This window comes from Paenibacillus sp. J23TS9 (assembly GCF_018403225.1).
GTDB lineage: Bacteria > Bacillota > Bacilli > Paenibacillales > Paenibacillaceae > Paenibacillus_AQ.
In genome coordinates, this window is the sequence record NZ_BOSG01000001.1 from 1,800,892 (window position 1) to 1,819,093 (window position 18,202).

General features: G+C 44.8%; 16 protein-coding genes. 5 read left to right on the top strand and 11 right to left on the bottom strand.

From position 1 onward, the window contains the following. Nucleotides 1–54 precede the first annotated feature (54 nt). Nucleotides 55–207: an Rrf2 family transcriptional regulator gene (locus tag KJS65_RS08560; RefSeq protein WP_213649444.1), complete on the bottom strand. Its 153-nt coding sequence runs from the start codon at nt 205–207 to the stop codon at nt 55–57. A 95-nt stretch (nt 208–302) separates the two neighbouring features. Here KJS65_RS08560 and KJS65_RS08565 point away from each other — a divergent pair, with 95 nt between their 5' ends. The 3 genes from KJS65_RS08565 to KJS65_RS08575 all read left to right on the top strand — a co-directional run bounded on the left by KJS65_RS08565 (nt 303) and on the right by KJS65_RS08575 (nt 4,018). Then, on the top strand, nt 303–752 hold the full coding sequence (locus KJS65_RS08565) for an AraC family transcriptional regulator (protein WP_213649445.1): 450 nt from the start codon (nt 303–305) through the stop codon (nt 750–752). 548 nt (nt 753–1,300) lie between these two features. Continuing rightward, entirely contained in the window at nt 1,301–3,406 is a 2,106-nt protein-coding gene (locus KJS65_RS08570; protein ID WP_213649446.1) for a PrsW family glutamic-type intramembrane protease, read from the top strand. 27 nt (nt 3,407–3,433) lie between these two features. Then, entirely contained in the window at nt 3,434–4,018 is a 585-nt protein-coding gene (locus KJS65_RS08575; RefSeq protein ID WP_213649447.1) for a pentapeptide repeat-containing protein, read from the top strand. 140 nt (nt 4,019–4,158) lie between these two features. Here the strand turns inward: KJS65_RS08575 and KJS65_RS08580 are convergent, their stop codons facing one another. From KJS65_RS08580 to KJS65_RS08600, 5 genes are all read right to left on the bottom strand, one after another. Then, complete coding sequence (locus KJS65_RS08580) at nt 4,159–4,947, bottom strand: sugar phosphate isomerase/epimerase family protein (protein ID WP_213649448.1); 789 nt, start codon at nt 4,945–4,947, stop codon at nt 4,159–4,161. A 218-nt stretch (nt 4,948–5,165) separates the two neighbouring features. Beyond that, nucleotides 5,166–6,293, bottom strand: a complete 1,128-nt coding sequence (locus KJS65_RS08585) for an NAD(P)/FAD-dependent oxidoreductase (RefSeq protein WP_213649449.1) — start codon at nt 6,291–6,293, stop codon at nt 5,166–5,168. A gap of 136 nt (nt 6,294–6,429) precedes the next feature. Next, a complete protein-coding gene (locus tag KJS65_RS08590) occupies nt 6,430–6,939 on the bottom strand; it encodes an SRPBCC domain-containing protein (protein WP_213649450.1) in 510 nt (169 codons plus the stop codon). A 26-nt stretch (nt 6,940–6,965) separates the two neighbouring features. Then, nucleotides 6,966–7,295, bottom strand: a complete 330-nt coding sequence (locus KJS65_RS08595; RefSeq protein ID WP_213649451.1) for an ArsR/SmtB family transcription factor — start codon at nt 7,293–7,295, stop codon at nt 6,966–6,968. Nucleotides 7,296–7,743: 448 nt separating this feature from the next. Further along, entirely contained in the window at nt 7,744–10,704 is a 2,961-nt protein-coding gene (locus KJS65_RS08600; protein ID WP_213649452.1) for an InlB B-repeat-containing protein, read from the bottom strand. Nucleotides 10,705–11,034: 330 nt separating this feature from the next. On the opposite strand from KJS65_RS08600, the gene shc reads away from it, so the two are divergent. Next, complete coding sequence (gene shc, locus KJS65_RS08605) at nt 11,035–12,930, top strand: squalene--hopene cyclase (protein WP_213649453.1); 1,896 nt, start codon at nt 11,035–11,037, stop codon at nt 12,928–12,930. 348 nt (nt 12,931–13,278) lie between these two features. On the opposite strand, the gene KJS65_RS08610 is transcribed toward shc, so the two are convergent. From KJS65_RS08610 to KJS65_RS08625, 4 genes are all read right to left on the bottom strand, one after another. After that, nucleotides 13,279–13,635 carry an HAD family hydrolase gene (locus tag KJS65_RS08610; protein ID WP_244864442.1) on the bottom strand — a complete coding sequence of 119 codons (357 nt, stop codon included), beginning with the start codon at nt 13,633–13,635 and terminating at the stop codon, nt 13,279–13,281. Nucleotides 13,636–14,022: 387 nt separating this feature from the next. Beyond that, complete coding sequence (locus KJS65_RS08615; RefSeq protein ID WP_213649454.1) at nt 14,023–14,598, bottom strand: PadR family transcriptional regulator; 576 nt, start codon at nt 14,596–14,598, stop codon at nt 14,023–14,025. Nucleotides 14,599–14,755: 157 nt separating this feature from the next. Next, nucleotides 14,756–16,150 (bottom strand): MDR family MFS transporter, encoded by a 1,395-nt coding sequence (locus KJS65_RS08620; RefSeq protein WP_213649455.1) that lies wholly within the window; start codon nt 16,148–16,150, stop codon nt 14,756–14,758. 41 nt (nt 16,151–16,191) lie between these two features. Beyond that, nucleotides 16,192–16,545: a VOC family protein gene (locus KJS65_RS08625; protein ID WP_213649456.1), complete on the bottom strand. Its 354-nt coding sequence runs from the start codon at nt 16,543–16,545 to the stop codon at nt 16,192–16,194. 313 nt (nt 16,546–16,858) lie between these two features. On the opposite strand from KJS65_RS08625, the gene KJS65_RS08630 reads away from it, so the two are divergent. Then, nucleotides 16,859–17,017 (top strand): hypothetical protein, encoded by a 159-nt coding sequence (locus KJS65_RS08630; RefSeq protein WP_213649457.1) that lies wholly within the window; start codon nt 16,859–16,861, stop codon nt 17,015–17,017. 415 nt (nt 17,018–17,432) lie between these two features. Here KJS65_RS08630 and KJS65_RS08635 read toward each other — a convergent pair whose 3' ends face one another. Then, nucleotides 17,433–17,840 carry a phosphotransferase gene (locus KJS65_RS08635; RefSeq protein ID WP_213649458.1) on the bottom strand — a complete coding sequence of 136 codons (408 nt, stop codon included), beginning with the start codon at nt 17,838–17,840 and terminating at the stop codon, nt 17,433–17,435. Nucleotides 17,841–18,202 lie beyond the last annotated feature (362 nt).

Consider the following 18,202-nt stretch of genomic DNA (forward strand, 5'->3'; position numbering starts at 1 on the left):
TAGATCAAATCATGGCGCATCACAAATCCATCCTTGCTAAAGAACGGCAGTTTCCTATAGCCGGATTCTGATCATATGCATCTTTCCGGTCTGGGAAACGCCCAGTATTTCAGCCAGCAGTTGCACACCAACTGGCTTACCAGATGCTGCCGTTGTCAGATAGAGCATCGCCTGAAGCGCATAGCCGGTCGCCTGGTCATATTTCATTCTGCATCTCTCCCGAAAAAAACAAATGTATATATTTTTATATCATGATAGCATTCGAAATGTAGCACATCTAAAACAGAAAGGAATTAGAAAATATGAATATTAAAGTCGAATCTCTTCCTGCATTTCGCATCGCGTATGTACGACAAGTTGGTCCCTATGGTCCTGGAAACATTCAAGCAATGGATAAATTAAAAAAATGGGCTGAGGAAAGAAATTTGCTTACTGAATCGTCAATACTGCTCGGAATTCCGCAAGATAACCCGGAAACAACACTTCCTGAAATCTGCCGATATGACGCTTGTATCGTCATTTCAAACGATTATCAAATTAATAACTCCATTTGCGAGAATGAACTTTCCGGTGGGAAATATGTCACGTTCAAAGTCAAACATACAGCTGAAGATATTCAAAGAGCATGGACTGAAATCATCCCAGCATTACAAAACCATGGATATCAAATTGACAACAAACCGATTTTTGAAAGATACATTGGTGATATGATTCACAATGATTATTGTGAAATTTGTGTACCTGTAACATAGTTTGATTTGAAATCTAAAAGAAAGCCGGGAACGGGTTCCGCATCTCCCGGCTTTCAGCCTTCGAATTCGCCTGATGGAAAATTCGAACCGCGTACACTGAAACTTGCTAGAAATGGCACTCCCCCGCTCTTCGCTCTCCTGAATGACACCGAGATGAAATGTCTTAGGATACCGAGATAATCCTACAAACTAATTCCAGTATAAAAAACCATATAGGCCTAATTACATGGCAAACCAGATTACTTTATTCGTTCATGAAGGTAAATGAGACAGTCTGTGAATACCTATTTTTCCGGATTTTTAATCGACATAATTCAGTAAGATTTGAGACTTACGCCTTTTGCCAGATTTTACAATAATGTCTATACTACTAGTATTCTGAGCGAAATAAGACAGGTACATGTTGCAGGAGATACTTATAATTTAACCTCCGCCCCGTCGATCGGAAACCATGGTTTTGATGAATTCATTTTTTATTCATGGCCGAACTATCGTCAAGAGAGATATCCTGCTTGTATGAAATCGGTTTTCAAAGGAGGCGACATCTAGTGAATGCGATCTGGACTATTCGGACCGGAATTCGTGATTTCCTTGAGGCCATCTATCGAACCTGCCAATTATGGATTGAGAAATATCCGTTTATTAAAACGGCGTATACGCTTTTGTCCTGGTCGTCGCTAATCATGTTTGCTTTAAGCTTGTTCTTCGTTAAAGATTCCCGTACCATGATGGTTCAATATTTATGGTCGTTTTATGTGCTGCTGCAATTTTGGTTTCTCTGTCGAAGCAAAACGATGCCATGGAAGCAGATCGTTCTGTTCGTTCTGGCAGGCGTTTTTCTTGTCGTTCCGTTCACAACGCTTACGGTCAATGCTCTCCACGTGATTTTTGGAGGAAAACCATCCGATACTTGGTCCATGGCCGTGATCACGCCAATTTTCGAAGAACTGTGGAAGCTCCTTCCGTTAGGCATATTTCTGTTGTTTTCCCGTCGAGCTTCCGCCTTGAGTTTAAGCGATTACACGCTCATCGGAGCGGCGACCGGCGTCGGCTTCCAACTGATGGAAGAGCTCTCCCGTAGGTGGCAAAGTTTCGGCGCTCTGGAGGAAAAGTTCGGCTACAGCTTTACATGGCTGGGCGGCGAAACGATTCATTGGGACTTGTTCTCGCTGTTTCCCGGGCGTTTTGAAGAAAGTGTGTTTCCAACGTTAATGACCGTTGGTCATCCCGTACATACCGCTATGATCGCGCTTGCGTGCGGAATTGCCTATCGGCTGTGGACAAAACTGACGAAATGGGTTTTTCTGTTCCCGGCAATCATTTTGCTGTGGTCCATTCTGGATCACGCGGCATATAACGGTCAGCACCAGCTGCCGAATTGGGTGTTCCGGCTTCATGATTGGACGGGCAGCGGCTATAAAACTCAGCCGGTCTTCCTGTTGATGCTGACCGCATCGCTTTTTGCTGATTACTGGTCGCTGAACAAAATACGAAACCGTCTTCCGGCGCTGCCTAACGAGCCGCTGCTTAATCCGTTTACCGAGCTGTGGAATATGACCCGCTCTTTATGTCTGGACCGGGGAAAATTCATATATTGGCTCGGCTTTTACCGGGAACGCAGGGAGCTTGGATTTCATTTACTTTATGGAAATGAAGAAGCGGACAGTAGACAGGAGTCTGTCCAGTCTCGGGTAAAGACTCTTTACCAGGCGCTAACCGGACTTGCTGTGATTCTGCTCGTGGCCTCTATAATCGCAGGTATCGGGACTCATACGGGAGGAGGAGCTCCGGCATGTTTCGCCTGCATGTTCGATTCGCTGCAAAATTGGTGGGATCGGCTGGACTGGTATGAACAGGCCGCAATTATGCTCGGAGCCATTGCCTTATCTATGCTGTTCGTCGGATTCATGCCAGCTTTAGGCTTCGCGATAACGGGGGCGGGAATCGCCGGGAGCGGACATGAGATTGCCGGTTATATCCGCGATCCGAAGAAGCTTCTGAGTCCCGGTAGATTGCTTTCCATAGCTATCGCTGTTGCACTGAGCCGAATCCCATTCGGCAGAGTGCTCAAATGGGTTGGCAAGAAAGGACGCCGGTACTTGCGCAAGTTCTTGGATAAACTCGGTTCCCGGAAGCCGGATATCGACGTCCCTGTTAAGTCGAAACCTCCGCAGATGTCCAAAGCTGAATTGGACAAAATTAGGGAAACAGCTCCAGACTATTACAAAGACTTAATGAACAAGTATGGGGATGAAGGAAAATACTTTAATAGACCACCAGAAGAGTTTGAGAGTTTAGCTAAAGATCCAGCCAAAAATTTTAAAATTAATGAAAAATCAAGGATCGAGAGACAGGCAGGCTTGGAGTTAGAGGCAAGAGGCGATTTACCTGGTCCTATAGTCCGGGATCCCAATCCCGCCGGTGCAGAGTTTATTGATGCTGCAGGTGTAAAATGGGACGTAAAAGGATGGTATTCTAAATTTGCACCAAAAGGGTACTCACTTGAAAAAGCAATTTCTGATATAGAAGAATCTCTTTCAAAAGGTGAAAATGTAATCATAGACACCACAAAAATGTTCCCGGAACATATCAAAGAAGTAGGCGAGGCAGTTAAGGAATTAGGCTTAAGTGATAAAATATTGTGGTGGCCATAATAAAAATATCTGAGAGGAAGTAATTCCATGGATACTGAAAACATATTTTTAAAACATAGCCAGTGGGCAGATTCAGATGGTGAAACGGGTGAGAAATTAGAAATTGAAAAAGTAGATATGAGCAAATTAGACATTACTGGCATGAATCTAAGTTGTTCATTAATTGTAGAATCCAATGTAAACAATTCAATCTTATCAAATAATGACATGAGTGATTGCTATTTTTTAAGCACCTCGTTTGATGAAACAGATTTCTCGGAAAGTATACTGAGTAAAACTGTATTTGATTTCGCGTCATTAAAACATTCGATTTTGAAAAAATGCACAGGTATCAAGGCGTCATTTGATAATGCAGATCTTAGCTATGCTGACTTATCTGGATCGGATTTGCGTCGAACTTCCTTTCGAAGAGCAAATTTAAGCCACACAAATTTTTCTGGCGTTGATTTAACAAGTGCATCACTTGATGGAGCCCTACTCTACGGAACTAACTTCAAAGGTGCAAAAGGAATTGATGAAGTGTCTGCCCAATATATTTTTGTTGGGACAGAAGAGAAACCAATTAGGTTGGAAAGCGATGATGCCCTTAAATGGTTGAAAGAGCAAGACTGACTCGTTCGCTATTGATAATGCTAGGCTTGCGGCAGGTCACCTGATTTATTGCGATGAGAACGGTCACCTACTCTAAAAGACAAGAAGAAGTCTATCCTATGGATAGACTTCTTCTACAGAATCTATGTAAGTAGCATCCCTCAATAGTTTTCCCTGAACCAATTCGCCATCCAAGCATTCACTTCACGCAAATCTGCTACCGGCTGACGGGTAAACGGGAGCGTCGGCATATACCCTGGCGGACCGAATTCAGGCGTTACTGTAGCATAAGCCGCTCCGTTTTGACTCCGCTGCCTCAGAATATCTCCCCACCATTGCTTGAAGGCATTACGCTCATAGTCGTATTCATTCGCAGCAGGATGCGGGATCTGCGGTCCTTGCGCGTGACCAATACGGGCATGAATATGAATTGTACGCTCTGCTGCCAGACTCAAGTCATCCTGGTAGTCCTCCAACATGGATTCCGTTACACAGCACCAGTGGCTGAAATCGGCCGTAATTCTTAGATCGGGCAGTTCTCTCAGCAGGGCTGCAGTAGCCCAAGGAGTAAACATTGCACGTGAACGATGAGTTTCATGCCCGACCGGAATACCCGCATGACGCTCAGCTTCCAGTGCCACTTTGAAGAAATCAATCTGATCCTTTATTGGCATCGCATCCTTGGCGCTATGCGAAACCACAAGCAGAGGCTCGAATGCCACTGCACGCTCCAGTTGGGCAACAAACGAGGCTGCATGGTCTTGGGAGGTTACAATCTGCGCAATATAATCGAGATTATTTACCTCCAGCAGCTCCTTGAAAGCTTCTTCCTCCCCAATCGGAGGCAAAGGCGCCTCAATCCCCGCGTATTTTTCCTCGGATGCGCGTTTCATCAGCTCGGCATAACTGCCTTCCAGTCCCCATAAGGCTTGAAATATTCGAATCTCCATGATTGCTGCTCCCTTCCGGCTTTTTCTACTCCGCGCTGTGTTCATACGGAAATCATTCTGAGAGCACTCGCCTGGTGCATCTCAATATAAACCGCTTTAATCGCATCTATTTTATCCGTTTTATTCTACACCGCCGCCTCGACTTAAAACTCCTCTTCCTTTCGGATTTAGTACGCATATCTTCAGATCGTTTAAAATTAGATATACATAGGGTATGATTAACTCTCCTCCATTGCTTTGCGAATGTCATAATCATGGATATCGATATCCAATGCCTTTCCCAGTGCCAGTTTGGCCAGCTGATTACCAATAAATGGGCCCATCGTCAATCCGGAAGCCCCGAGACCATTAGCCGCCAAAAGACCATCCCAGCCAGGGACAGCGCCTATGACCGGAAGAAAGCCTGGTGTGAAAGGACGGAAACCAACTCGTACCTCCTGAAAAGTACTATTAGCTAAACCAGGTGCCAAAGCTAACCCCTTGTTCAGAATTTCCTGCATTCCTCCCGCTGTGATCCTTGTATCGTAGCCTTCGATTTCGTTCTCATGAGTCGCACCTATAACGATCTTTTGTTGATCGAAAGCAAGGATATATTGGTCGGAAGGCGGCATGATTACAGGCCAATTCCCTGTGTCTTGTCTATCATGAACCAGTAAATGCATGATTTGTGCCTTTTGAAAACGGATGTCAAAATGAATGCCCAATGGCTGCAGCAGTTGACCTGCCCAAGCCCCCGCACAAACAATGGTTTTGTCTGCCGAGTAGCTATTTGTACCGACAGTGACTCCTGTTACGCGGCTCGACTGATACTCAAGAGATGCATCACCGTCTATAACAGTGGCACCCTTTCTTTGTGCTGAACGGATCAACGCATCGCGCAGTGCGCGACCATCAATTCGGGCGGCGCCGCTAATTCGAACAGATTGGTAACCTTCTTCTAACAGAGGAAACAGCTCACGGGTTTCATTCTCATTAAGCCTGGTAATATCGCCCATTTCAGGTGCTTCCGCTCTTCTCTTGTATGCCCGCTCCTCCATCTTGCTGATTTTCTCCAAATCCTGATGAATACTAAGTGCCCCAACCTGAGCATAGCCTGTTTCTGTTTCCCCTTCGCTTTTAAGGTCTTCAATCAGTCCCGGGTAAAAACATGCGCCAGCCTTCGCCAGCCGATACCATGCCTGATTGCGTCTTTGTGATATCCACGGACAGATAATGCCGGCAGCGGCATCTGTCGCCTGTCCTTTATCTTTACGATCTATAATAAGGACCTCTGCTCCCATGTTTGCTAGCTGGTATGCCGTTGAAGCCCCAAGGATTCCCGATCCAATGACGATGAATTTATTCATGACTGCATTCCTTTCCTAATCACTGTATCCATTATAGCGAATTCGTTTTCTTGTTCAAGGACACAAAAATGACCGGTCTCCATAGTGATTCCGGCCATTTCCTATATTGTTTAGTGCTAGTTGTATTGAGTTTAGCTTACTGTGCAGATGGCAAGTATTCTTCAAGGCGATCCCAGGTTTGGGTAATACCTTCCTCCATCCCCATGTCCATCACAGTTTTGAGCGCTTCCTCGGATTCATATACCGCCCGATTAATCAGTTTGGTTTTCCCATCCTGCTCCTCAAACGTTAATGTGATGGTCGTGACAGGCATTCCCTCTGCATTATTGCCTTCCGCATCTGAGAAATAGTCAATGTAGACAATTTTCTCAGGCTCATCGATTTCTTGGTACACTGATTTGCCCCATGACTCCATGCCGAAGAAATCTCCCTGATTCTTATCCATACATTTCATGCAGTAATGCCATTGACCACCAGGACGAAAATCAATCTCGGATACAGTAACCTCCCACCCGCGAGGCCCCCACCACTGCTTCAAATGGTCAGCATCGGAGAACACTTTAAATACCACATCCCTCGGTGCATTAAATACTCGCTCAAGTACAAGAACTTGTCCTTCTACACGGGTTATCATTTTGCTCGTCATTAACATTTCCTCCTCAAATTAGGTGCTTAATTCGGCTTATTCCCATCCGCTTGTAGCTTCTTCAAGTATTCATCCAAGTTGTCAAACCGTTCATTCCATATTTTCCGGTAATTATTCAGCCAACTGTCCAGTTCCATAAACGGCTCCGAACGAAGCATGTAATTACGCCGATTCGCATCTGCTTTTACTTCGACCAGACCGGCATCAAGCAGCACCTTCAGATGCTTTGAGGCTTGAGGCTGGCGAATCTCTAAACGTTCAGCGATATCGCCTACCGTCATCGGTCCTTTCAGCAGGATATCCACAATACGTAAACGGCTCGGTTCGGCTAAAGCGTTAAATGTTGTCAGTTCCATATTTCTCGGTGAGGGTTACAGACCGGCAGCTCCATGGAATACAGTCATTAGTGATTCTCTCTGTTCCCCTTACCATCATCACCTCAATTCAGTATAGCCGAGATTTCTTGTTATAAATATACCATAGAGGGAATATTCCCGTAAAGGAATATTTAAATTTATTTTTGACAAACATTTCGTCAAAGCAAAAACAATAAACGCAGTATTCCATGACTCTTTATTACTTCTCATCTGTGACCAGAATCAACGTCATGCTAAACACCTTTGTCTTAAGCCAATGGCTAGCTACGACTTCCTTCGTCCCTCGACACCTTATAGATATCGCCCATGGTGGATGCACTAAAAAGGGAATGAGTCGGTTTTCTTCCAACTCATTCCCTTTCTATTTGTATATATTATCAATTTTTATTATCGGTAATAACTAGCTAGCGGTCCTCATACAAACCGATTAAATCAAATCTGATTTCTGTAATAATTTCTGAATTATAACTGCAACTTCTGCTCTCGTAATATTAGACTTCGGTACTATTCGAGCATCATTTCTCCCTGATATGATCTCTGACTGAATATTCTCAGCAACACTACTTTTTGCCCATTCTGAAACATCATTAGCGTCCTTGAATCGATTAAGAATTTCATCAGTCGTAGCATCTGGCAGTTTATCATTCAAGCCAGTAATCTTCATTGCATTACCAACAATCAACATCGCTTGCTCCCTAGTAATCTTATCATTCGGACGGAATGTTCCATCAACATATCCGTTAATCAAGCCATAGGAGTAAGCAGTTTGTATTCCGCTGCTATACCAATCTGTGCTCTTTACATCTTTGAAGCTAGATGCTCTACTGTCCAATTGTAACCCTAGACCACGAATGATAATCGCAGTGAACTCCGCACGGGTAATGTCTTGATCAGGATTGAATAGGTCATTACCAGAGCCGCGAATTACCATCCTCGCTCCCATATCATTTACTGCGCCTTTAGCCCAATGCTGCTTAACATCTACGAATTCGAGCGGATGCCATATAACCGAATATGTGCTATTCGTCATGCTCTTCATTTGAGCATAATGTTTCCTATCAAGTAATATGACTTTGGTAGGCACATGACGAGCAGTCCCATCCTGCTCCAATACAATTCCTGTCGTTACTTTATTCGGATCTATACCTTCAGGGAGAGTAATTAACCGTTCTACATAAGTATTGAACTTTGATAGTTCAAACGATTTGTCACGGTAAGTCGCTGTTACTGTGAAGCTAACCGGTGGAACGAGGACTGTGAAATTCCCTTTAGATGCTGAATATTCCACAGTTTTCATTGTTTCTAACGTTGACTCTGCGATTTCAATTTGCACTCTTATGTCAAGAATATTAGTACCTTCACCGAATTGAGACGCTAATTGCTGCATGTTTATTTGCCCTGCAGGCAATTTGTAGCTCGCGTTGCCTGTTTGAATAACGATACTTGCTTGACTATCCTGTAAATAATTGACCATTTGTCCGCTAAGCTTGAGAATAACTATATCGGACGTCTCTGTAACTGGAATCGTGATTTCTTCTGGACCATCATTCTTGATTCTTTCTTCCCATCTTTTTTGATCCAAAGTGATGGTAGTCACTAACTGATCATTCACCTTGGATGTGTTTGCCGCCGCTCCAATCCTTTCTGTCTTACCGTTGATAAGTATATTCATACTATTATCAGTTATTTCCGGTTTATTTGGAATTAATGGGGTACTGTTCCCTTGATTAGATGTTGTTTCCGGTTCGCTTGGAATTATTGGAATACTGTCCCAGCGAGCATATAAAATAACATTTGTATGAATCGCAAAGGTAGCCGACGCAGCGTAGTTGATGCCATTACCAGATGGTTCTGTATTCCAGCCAACGAACCTGTAGCCAGACTTTGTTAACGAATTGATATTATCCTTCACTCTAACGACTTCACCAGACCCATATTCTGTCTTATCAATCGGCACGCTACCAGCCGTATTGCCATTACCCATATACGTAACGTTATATACTGTTGTCCACTTTGCATATAACGTCATGCCGCCAACTGGTATCGTTTCGTTTGCAAAGTCCCATTTATTTGTTAATGCCGCTTCCTTATACCATCCATCGAAGTGATAGCCGGTTCTCGTCGGCTCTGTCGGCGCTATGATTCGCGTACCATAGTCTGCTTGAATTGCTCCTACCACGCTACCTTCGTCACTTTCGAAGTTAACCATATACTCATTTGCTTTATATTGCGCCGTTACCGTTATACTAGCGGTTACATTCGTAAAACTTACATCCCAGCCTGTGAACGTGTAGCCAATTCTCGTTGGGCTCGCTGGTGCTGTCGCATTGCTTCCTTGATTCACTGCATCTATCTTCAATGTTGTATTATTCCAGTCCTTGAACGTGACTGTGTAGCTGTTAGCAAGCGTTAAGAAACTTTCAACGTATACATCACTTAAATTATTACTGCTGTCACTGGCAACAAAAAAACCGTAATACTCCGTCCCTGCTTCCAGTCCACTAATATTGAAACTTTTTGTTAATCCAGCGGTTACCGTTCCAGATCCTGCCCTAATAGCCGGGCCTCCCATATGATCTCCTTGAACAACTTCTGAATTTGATGGCTTTATCGAATTTTTCGCGATTACATAATGAATTGTACCGTCGACGTTACTCGTCGCACTTACAGTAGCGGCAGTTTGGGTAAGATTGCTACTCAAAAGATTTGAGATAACAGGTACGATGGTTTCAGGAATAGCATCATCGATTACGATGTCATTAACTGAAACAAAAGCATCTTCTAACCCAGAAGCTGAATAAATTCTCACTTCGTCGATATTATCAAAAACCGAGGTTAATATTGAGGAATGATCGAGGGCAATATAATTACCATCTGAATTTCCAATAAACGGAAACACTCCTTTGGATATACCATTTTCAAATGCTTCTATTATAAAATCTTCAGCTGTCCAGTATCCCCAATCCAAAAAGTTAACTGAACTCAGCTTAAAGTTTGTACCATCTTCAGATTTTATTGCCAACCCATAAGAAGGTGTATTGTTTCCATCGAACCAAGTAATTAGAGGCGGATATCCTAGCCAATTAGGATGAGCGCCGTCATAATAATTCATTTTTCCGGTGCTAAGTTTTGTTCCAGAGTTATCAATTCCAAATACTTGAATCTTAATTCCGGGTATATCAGTCGAGCCACCTTCTCCATCTGTAGCGATACCATCCGGACCAAAAACATCACCGTAAGGCCCGCTAAAAGTAATTTTGTTCGTAGCTGCAAAAGCTGTATTTCCTATAAGTTTAATCGTAAGACTACTAGAAAAAATCAATATAAAACTAAGTAAGCATAAAAATAGCTTTTTCAAAGATTGCAATGTAATAATAATACAAATCATCCTCTTCTTATATTATGAACTCTAATATCGCACGAAGTCGTCCCTTAGCTACAAAGCCGAATCGCTGATCGATTCATACGACTGCTTCTTGTCAAGAGCAACCTCCTCTATTCAGCATAATTGATTACCTTTTTGCAAAATAGTGACTACAGTCATCACTTTGTCACATGACAAAATAACATATCATGTAAAAAGGACCACATCCTACTTATTAATTTCTACACTGTCTTAGTTCATACATATGGGAATGCGTTCAAAGACTCCCCCTCATTTCCCCTTCTCCACCATCATATAATGCTTAAAAAGACATACTTCGGAGGTACCCGCAGAATGGGTAAAATAATGAGTACAGTAGATGAGGAAATCGAAAGGCTGTCGGAATTCCTGATTCAGCGGCAGCAGCAAGACGGGTCTTGGCAATTCTGTTTTGAGAATGGGATCGTTATCGATGCATACGTCATTATTCTCTTTCGAATATTGAACGTACAGAACGAAGCTCTCATCAGAAAGCTTCATGATCGAATCCTTGACGGGCAGCAGCAGGGTGGCTTCTGGGCATTGTATCCTGATGAAGAGGAAGGTAACTTATCCGCATCGGTTGAAGCCTATTACGGCCTGCTCTACTCCGGGTACAGTGTGGTAACGGACGAGCCGATTCAGCGGGCCAAACATTATATTCGGTCCAAAGGCGGTCTTGGAAAAGTCACCAGTATTTTGACGAAGGCCATCCTCGCCGCTACAGGGCAAATCAAATGGCCCTTCTCGATCTCGTCGATCCCGCTGGAGGTACTGCTGTTCCCTAACTATTTTCCCATCAACTATTTTGACTTTTCCGGCTATTCGAGGGTACATCTCACCCCTATGCTCATTATGGCAGATCGGCGTTTTTCGATCACAACAGCCCATGCCCCTGATCTTTCTGATCTCACGGATCCGCGTCTGGACGTGGATGATGAGCATGTCTCCCGGGGATATCAGGAGATGCAGGACGACATCCAAACAGGTCTAAGCAGGCTCCTTGGTACACCACGGTACATTCATGAAGCCGCGAGTACCAAAGCGGAACAATTCATGCTCCAACGGATTGAATCCGACGGTACCCTTTACAGCTACGCCAGTAGTACGATTCTCATGATTTTTGCTTTGCTGGCTATGGATTACGATCGGCAGCACCCAATCATCACGCGCGCCATTCAAGGTATTACCGCGATGCAGTGCCGCTCTGAAGATAAAACAACGATGCAGAACTCTCCCTCTACCGTGTGGGATACGGCTCTAATCGCCTATGCTTTGCAAGACGCGGGGATTGCCGATGATCATGTGTCGATTCGGCGTGCCGGTTCGTATCTGTTGTCCAGACAGCAGCATAAAACCGCCGATTGGAGCATCCATAATCGGAATACGGTACCCGGTGGATGGGGGTTTTCCGAGTCGAATACGATCAATCCGGATGTAGATGATACCACAGCAGCTTTACGAGCTATTCAAAGCTTGTCGAGTACCTCCTCAACATATCAGGAATCATGGAATCGCGGTCTGAATTGGGTCTTGTCCATGCAAAATAAAGACGGCGGCTGGCCGGCATTCGAAAAAAACACCAACAAAGAAATGCTCACTTGGCTTGCGATCGACGGTGCCAAATCCGCTGCCATCGATCCTTCGGAGGCGGATCTTACCGGTCGCACCCTGGAGTATCTCGGAAACTGTGCCGGGCTTGATGCACGACATGAATTCATCAAACGGGGAACGAAATGGCTGATTCATCATCAAGAGAAAGACGGTTCATGGTACGGAAGATGGGGCGTTTGTTATATCTATGGTACTTGGGCTGCATTAACAGGTTTACGGGCTACTGGCCTTCCAGCAAGCCATGAAGCGCTGCAAAAAGGAGCCGAGTGGCTCTTAAGCATACAGAATCTGGACGGAGGATGGGGAGAATCCTGTCAAAGTGACCGGCTAATGCGTTACGTGCCTCTAGGGGAGAGCACGCCTTCCCAAACGGCCTGGGCACTCGACGCTCTTATTGCTGTTCAGCAGCAGACAACACCAGCGGTTGATCAAGGAATCCTCAGATTAATCACATCTTTGCACGAGAACGATTGGAAGTCCTCGTATCCAACGGGTTCTGGCCTTCCAGGTAACTTTTATTCTAATTATCACAGCTATCGGTACATCTGGCCGCTTCTTACACTCAGTCACTACAGAAAAAAATATGGAGGTACGTGATCAATCCTGATTGCGGGAGTCTTCTGCAACAAATCAAATTAGTATACAAAAAAACATGTTGTAACGACAAATCAACCAAACATAAAACGAACGGTTGACGCTCTTGGCATCAACCGTTCTTCATTTCAATCCTTATAACAAGCTCTTTGCCTCTGCCCGAACAGCGATTGATCATCCATCATATAATGGGCCGTTACGCCGCCTACGTAATTCTCGAACATATTCGCTCATTTTGTCCCCCAATTTAATTGAGCAATAAGCGCCGTATCTCTGTAACATCAGGCACAATTGCTACTGGACAATGATTTGTAGTTTGGGGGAGCCCCTTTGGGTTAACCCAGATAGCATCTATTCCAGCTTCCATTGGATCAACGACATCGTGAGTCCAAGAATCACCAATAAAGAGCGTCTCATCGGCTTTTTGCCAAACTTCTCTAACGCAACGGTATAGATTTGTGGATCGGGTTTGCGGTAACCTAACTGCTCTGAGTGAAATATGGAGTCATCACTGAACACTTCTGCCACTCCCATTTGCTGAATTTTTAATCGAGGGTCGTATAAACCATTGGTGACGATTCCAACGTCATAGTAACGTTTTAAATCCATGAGTAAAACGGAAATTGATTCGTTTGCGCAGACGAAATCCATAATATGCCCCAGCCATTCCTGAATTTCCTTTAAGCTGTCTCCGTTTGCAAGCAGCAAAATGGTACAGTTGAGACGAATATCTTAGAAATTTTTTCGATGAGTCGAGGACGGCAAACTGAACGGTGTCTGGAGAGACGAAGCGAAGTTGTTTGGGGTGGATAAAAAGAAGTTCCCATCGCCTAAGACGTTAGGAACTTCTGTTAACTTATTTCCCATTACGAACGAGCGCCCCCTTGATGGCGTCCCGTACTTACGGAATTGGGCCATGATTCTACCTTAGCCTTTCTTTCCCATGTTTCCTGCAAAGAAAGCTTCGCTTCTCATTCAACCGTAACATATCCAATACGGTTACGAAGGACGAGCAGGAAGCACCACTGGTAGAAATTGCAAGTTACTCAAACCTGAAATCTTCTCTGCGAATGGAAGTTGATCCAACGGTTTTTTTCAATCACGGTTAAGCCCTTCTCCATTCATTCGATGGTTATCAATCAACTGCAAAACCCACTTTTCGTCAAAATGGAGCTTTTCTAACCGATGCCGGAAAAAAATCAGAATATAATGCTGTTCCCCTTCGGGAATCCGCTCATCCTTACTCGCATACTCCAACCGTTCTTCCTCATAGCGGATTTCATAGCGCAGGTAATCCTTGTACTGGTGTAAAATTAAATATTGCAATTCCCTACTGATCAGATCAAAATTTTTCAGTTTGGTATAAAAATGCTGTTCGTAATCCGGCGAGTATGGAATCGGTTCTTCCATCAACCGAAAAAATCGCATCCTTCCTTCTTCTGTGATAGTATACATCTTTTTCTTTTTCCCTCTTCCCTGCCCATCGCCCTTCGGTTGTTCATCGGGTACTTGTTCGATCAGCCCGTCTGCAAGCAGGCCGTGAATGAGCGGATATAGCACCCCCCAGCTGATTTTTCGCGTCGGTCCAATAATCGCGTTCAAAATCTGATGTAGCAAATAGCCATGCATCGGATTATTCATTAATTCACCGAGAATGAACAATTCGTTCAAGTGAATGGCCTCCCTTACTATTAACTGCTTATTATTATATCGCAAAGATATAATAAGTAAACGATAGTTTAGCGTACGGATGCCAGAAAAAAAGAAAAAGCCGCGGTCGTTGCGACTTTTTCCAGGGTGGCCAATTCAGACTTCTTTTGTGTACCCGTCACGCCGACTGCTGCTGCGCCATCAGCTCGCGGTGTTTCGGCAGGAGCTGCACGGCGAGCAGGTTCACAATCGCAATGGCACACATGAGCAGAAAAACGGAATGCATTCCGGCAGCCAGCTCCGATTTGGAACCGAGCGTTGTCACATGCTGGTTGTAAATCGTGCCAAACACCGCGATGCCGATCGTTTGGCCCATTGCGCGCAATAGCATGCTGGAAGCGTTGACGACGCCGCGTTTTTCCCAGCCAACGGCGGATTGCACGACAACCGTGGAGGGCGTCGCGACAAAGCCCATCCCGAGCCCGATTACGACGAGGATACCAATCCAGTAAAAGTAAGGAGAGTTCATCTGAAGCGCGGCAAGCCAAATGGAGCCGGCCACCACCAGACCAGAACCGAACACGATCGATGCCTTCACCCCCATCTGGTACATGAGCCTGCCGACCATGTTGGAAGCAAGAGGCCATGCCAGTGACATCGGCATGACGATCAAGCCAGAGCTTGTCGCGGAATGGCCAAGCACAGACTGAATCCAGATTGGCGCGTAAATCGTCAAGCCCGTCGTGATGCTGAACGTCAGAAAACCGCTGACATTCGTTACGTTCAACACGCGGATGCGGAAAATCGACAACGGCATCATCGGCTCCTCCGCCCGTTTTTCGATCCAGAGGAACAACAGCAAAAACACGGCCGCTACCGCGAACAGCCCTATAATCAACGGGGAATCCCACGGATGGTCGGACCCGCCGCTCAGCAGCGCATACAGAAGCGCGGAAAAGGAAACGGTAAAGGTGAGCGCGCCGAGGTAATCGATTTTTTTCGCCCGGCGCTCGATCGGTTGGTGCAAAAATACGGTAACTAGCAGCAAGGCGGCGGCGGAGATCGGCACGTTGATGTAGAAAATCCAGCGCCACGACACCTGATCGACAAAATAACCGCCGATAAGCGGACCGAGCAAGCCTGCCACGGACCAAACGGACGAGAAGACGCCCATCATTTTGCCGCGTTGCTTGCCCGAAAACAAATCGCCGATAATCGTAAAGCATACGGGCGCCAGCGCCCCGGCCCCGATTCCTTGCAAGGCCCGGAACCAAATGAGTTCCGCCATCGACTGTGCGGCCCCGCACAAAATAGAACCCAATACGAACAAACCGATGCCGACCGCAAACACGGCTTTGCGCCCGAACAAATCGGCCAGCTTGCCGAAAATAGGCACAGCCACACAGGTAGTCAACGTGTAAACCGCGAACACCCAACTGAACAGGCTCTCACCATACAAATCCGCGATAATATGCGGCGTGGCGGTGGCGACGATGGTCACGTCCAACGCGCCGATGAACATCGCCGCCAGCAGTCCGATTATAACCATGTTGACGTTGGTTTTCTGTGTCATGAGAAGACGCCTCTTTTCATTGTCACTTTTCTCTCCTTGGATTAACGATTACAAACCAAGTAAAGGGTATTACCTTCAGGATCACTGAAGTGGACGACCTGGGCTGCTTTGCCTTCTACATAATCATGGAATTCAACACCCCGAGATTTCAGTGTCTCGATGGCTAACTCCAGTTCCTCTACCTCAAATCCAATAGACATGCTACCCGATGTTTGCGGTTGAGTACCTTGTTCTCCGTCAAGATGTAGAAGTCCAATCGTCAATCCCGGTGCTTCGACTTGAGCAAAATGCCCCCCCATTTCGTGTTGCAGCTTCAAACCAAGGGTTTCGACGTAAAATTCCACTGCCTTTGTTAAATCCGCTACCATAACAGATACGTTGCCACTTTTGAACATAGAAAATTTCCTCCTTATTCTTTTGATCGTGTTTATTATATCATAAAGATATATAAAATAAATATATTTATTAGTTATATGATTTTTCCTTTGATTTGATGTTTCTAGAATGGGTAATGAACTTTTCGCCAAATAATTGGAAGCCACCCTCGTCGACGAATTGCTGCCAGACACGATGCAGACCGGTGAAGTATCGATTTGACGTTCTTATCTGGGCTGGCCTGCGGAATTTACGAATTGAATTCGTAACCAAAACCATGAGGCTCTGCTGAATCAGCAGGAGTCAGCAGAGGCCATAGTACTCGAGTACGGGATGTCGGAAAGCGAAGAAATCGCCGTGCAGCGGGTCCAGTTGTTGTCCCCGCTGCTGGCAGACGGATTGGATTCGGCTAAAGCTAGCCAGATCAGGTGGAGAGCTGTGCACAGCACGGCATGTCAGAACGCACGTTACGTCGGTATTTGGCGAGTATAGGGCTGAGAAATTGGAGGGATTGAAACCAAAGCCGCGAGGACGAAAGCCATCACCGATGAATAATCAAGCCGGAGCAACTCGTAGAGACTAAGCTCCAGAGGGAATTTTATCACTCTATACCAGTAATCAAAATTTACGCCGTCACTTATGGTACGGTTCAGCTTAACGGGGCTATCGGCGAAATTCGCGTAGGGCTTAACCGCCAACCTTCTTTGCTCAATCCCTGGGCTATAATCGAGCTTTCTTGATAATGAACAAAGGCCGCCTAAGTACTCGGCGGCCTTATCGGTCGGTGATTCAACTATCGTGTCTCGTTAGCGTAACACCATGTGAAGCATAAGAACTTTGTTAGTGTTGTAAGGTAAAGAGGGTGCTGATCAGCTGCGTATTTTGTTTTCTTTAATTACAGGCTTCTCTAGTTTGTTAAACCTACTTGATTGATTTTATAAAAAACCATTTTGCCTTTAATCAAGGATTTACAAAGTTCAATCAGGCTTAGTATATGTTCACGTATCCACATATGCATTTCTTCTCTACTTACCCGAAATGCATAAAGCCCGCATATTTCCAAAAACATCAAGTCCTCTAATTGTGCAATGTCTATCTTTCTGGAAATTATATTTGTGTAGCCGGAATGCAGATCATCCCGTAATTCACTTTTAGTAAATAGGGCAGCAGAAGCCACATCCAGTGCGTAATATCCAAATCCCGATAAATCAAAGTCAATGAATGAAATTCCCCTTGATGTGCTGATTAAGTTGCTATAGTGAATGTCGGCATGGATGAATCCCCATGTTTCAGAACTTTTGCTCAACCCTTTCATACGATCCGGTTACCAGCGATAATGTATTTTCAATAATTTTAAATTCCTCGGTGGTGATAATACCGATTTTTTCGCCTGATCGAAATTTGGTCAATACGTTATTAATTCACTCTATCTCATAATGGGGTCTATAAAACTTGAACCATGTTTAAAACTCCTCGAAAACTGATGTAAATATGCAATACGCTTCCCCAAGGTACTAACCATTTCCTCATTAGTGAAATCTATCTTGGACATCAGCTCAAACTACCTAAAACTGAAAGACGATAACCATATCCCCTCTAATCTCACGTTCCTCGTTTTAGGAAAAATATACATTACCACATATTGGATGATACTTTCACCTGCTTCTGAACTAAACT

Bases quoted from the DNA above. Each gene is read 5' to 3' on its own strand.
- KJS65_RS08560 (WP_213649444.1), bottom strand. From the start codon at position 207: ATGAAATATGACCAGGCGACCGGCTATGCGCTTCAGGCGATGCTCTAT.
- KJS65_RS08565 (WP_213649445.1), top strand. From the start codon at position 303: ATGAATATTAAAGTCGAATCTCTTCCTGCATTTCGCATCGCGTATGTA.
- KJS65_RS08575 (WP_213649447.1), top strand. From the start codon at position 3,434: ATGGATACTGAAAACATATTTTTAAAACATAGCCAGTGGGCAGATTCA.
- KJS65_RS08580 (WP_213649448.1), bottom strand. From the start codon at position 4,947: ATGGAGATTCGAATATTTCAAGCCTTATGGGGACTGGAAGGCAGTTAT.
- KJS65_RS08585 (WP_213649449.1), bottom strand. From the start codon at position 6,293: ATGAATAAATTCATCGTCATTGGATCGGGAATCCTTGGGGCTTCAACG.
- KJS65_RS08590 (WP_213649450.1), bottom strand. From the start codon at position 6,939: ATGACGAGCAAAATGATAACCCGTGTAGAAGGACAAGTTCTTGTACTT.
- KJS65_RS08595 (WP_213649451.1), bottom strand. From the start codon at position 7,295: ATGGAACTGACAACATTTAACGCTTTAGCCGAACCGAGCCGTTTACGT.
- KJS65_RS08600 (WP_213649452.1), bottom strand. From the start codon at position 10,704: ATGATTTGTATTATTATTACATTGCAATCTTTGAAAAAGCTATTTTTA.
- shc (WP_213649453.1), top strand. From the start codon at position 11,035: ATGGGTAAAATAATGAGTACAGTAGATGAGGAAATCGAAAGGCTGTCG.
- KJS65_RS08620 (WP_213649455.1), bottom strand. From the start codon at position 16,150: ATGACACAGAAAACCAACGTCAACATGGTTATAATCGGACTGCTGGCG.
- KJS65_RS08625 (WP_213649456.1), bottom strand. From the start codon at position 16,545: ATGTTCAAAAGTGGCAACGTATCTGTTATGGTAGCGGATTTAACAAAG.
- KJS65_RS08630 (WP_213649457.1), top strand. From the start codon at position 16,859: ATGTCGGAAAGCGAAGAAATCGCCGTGCAGCGGGTCCAGTTGTTGTCC.
- KJS65_RS08635 (WP_213649458.1), bottom strand. From the start codon at position 17,840: ATGAAAGGGTTGAGCAAAAGTTCTGAAACATGGGGATTCATCCATGCC.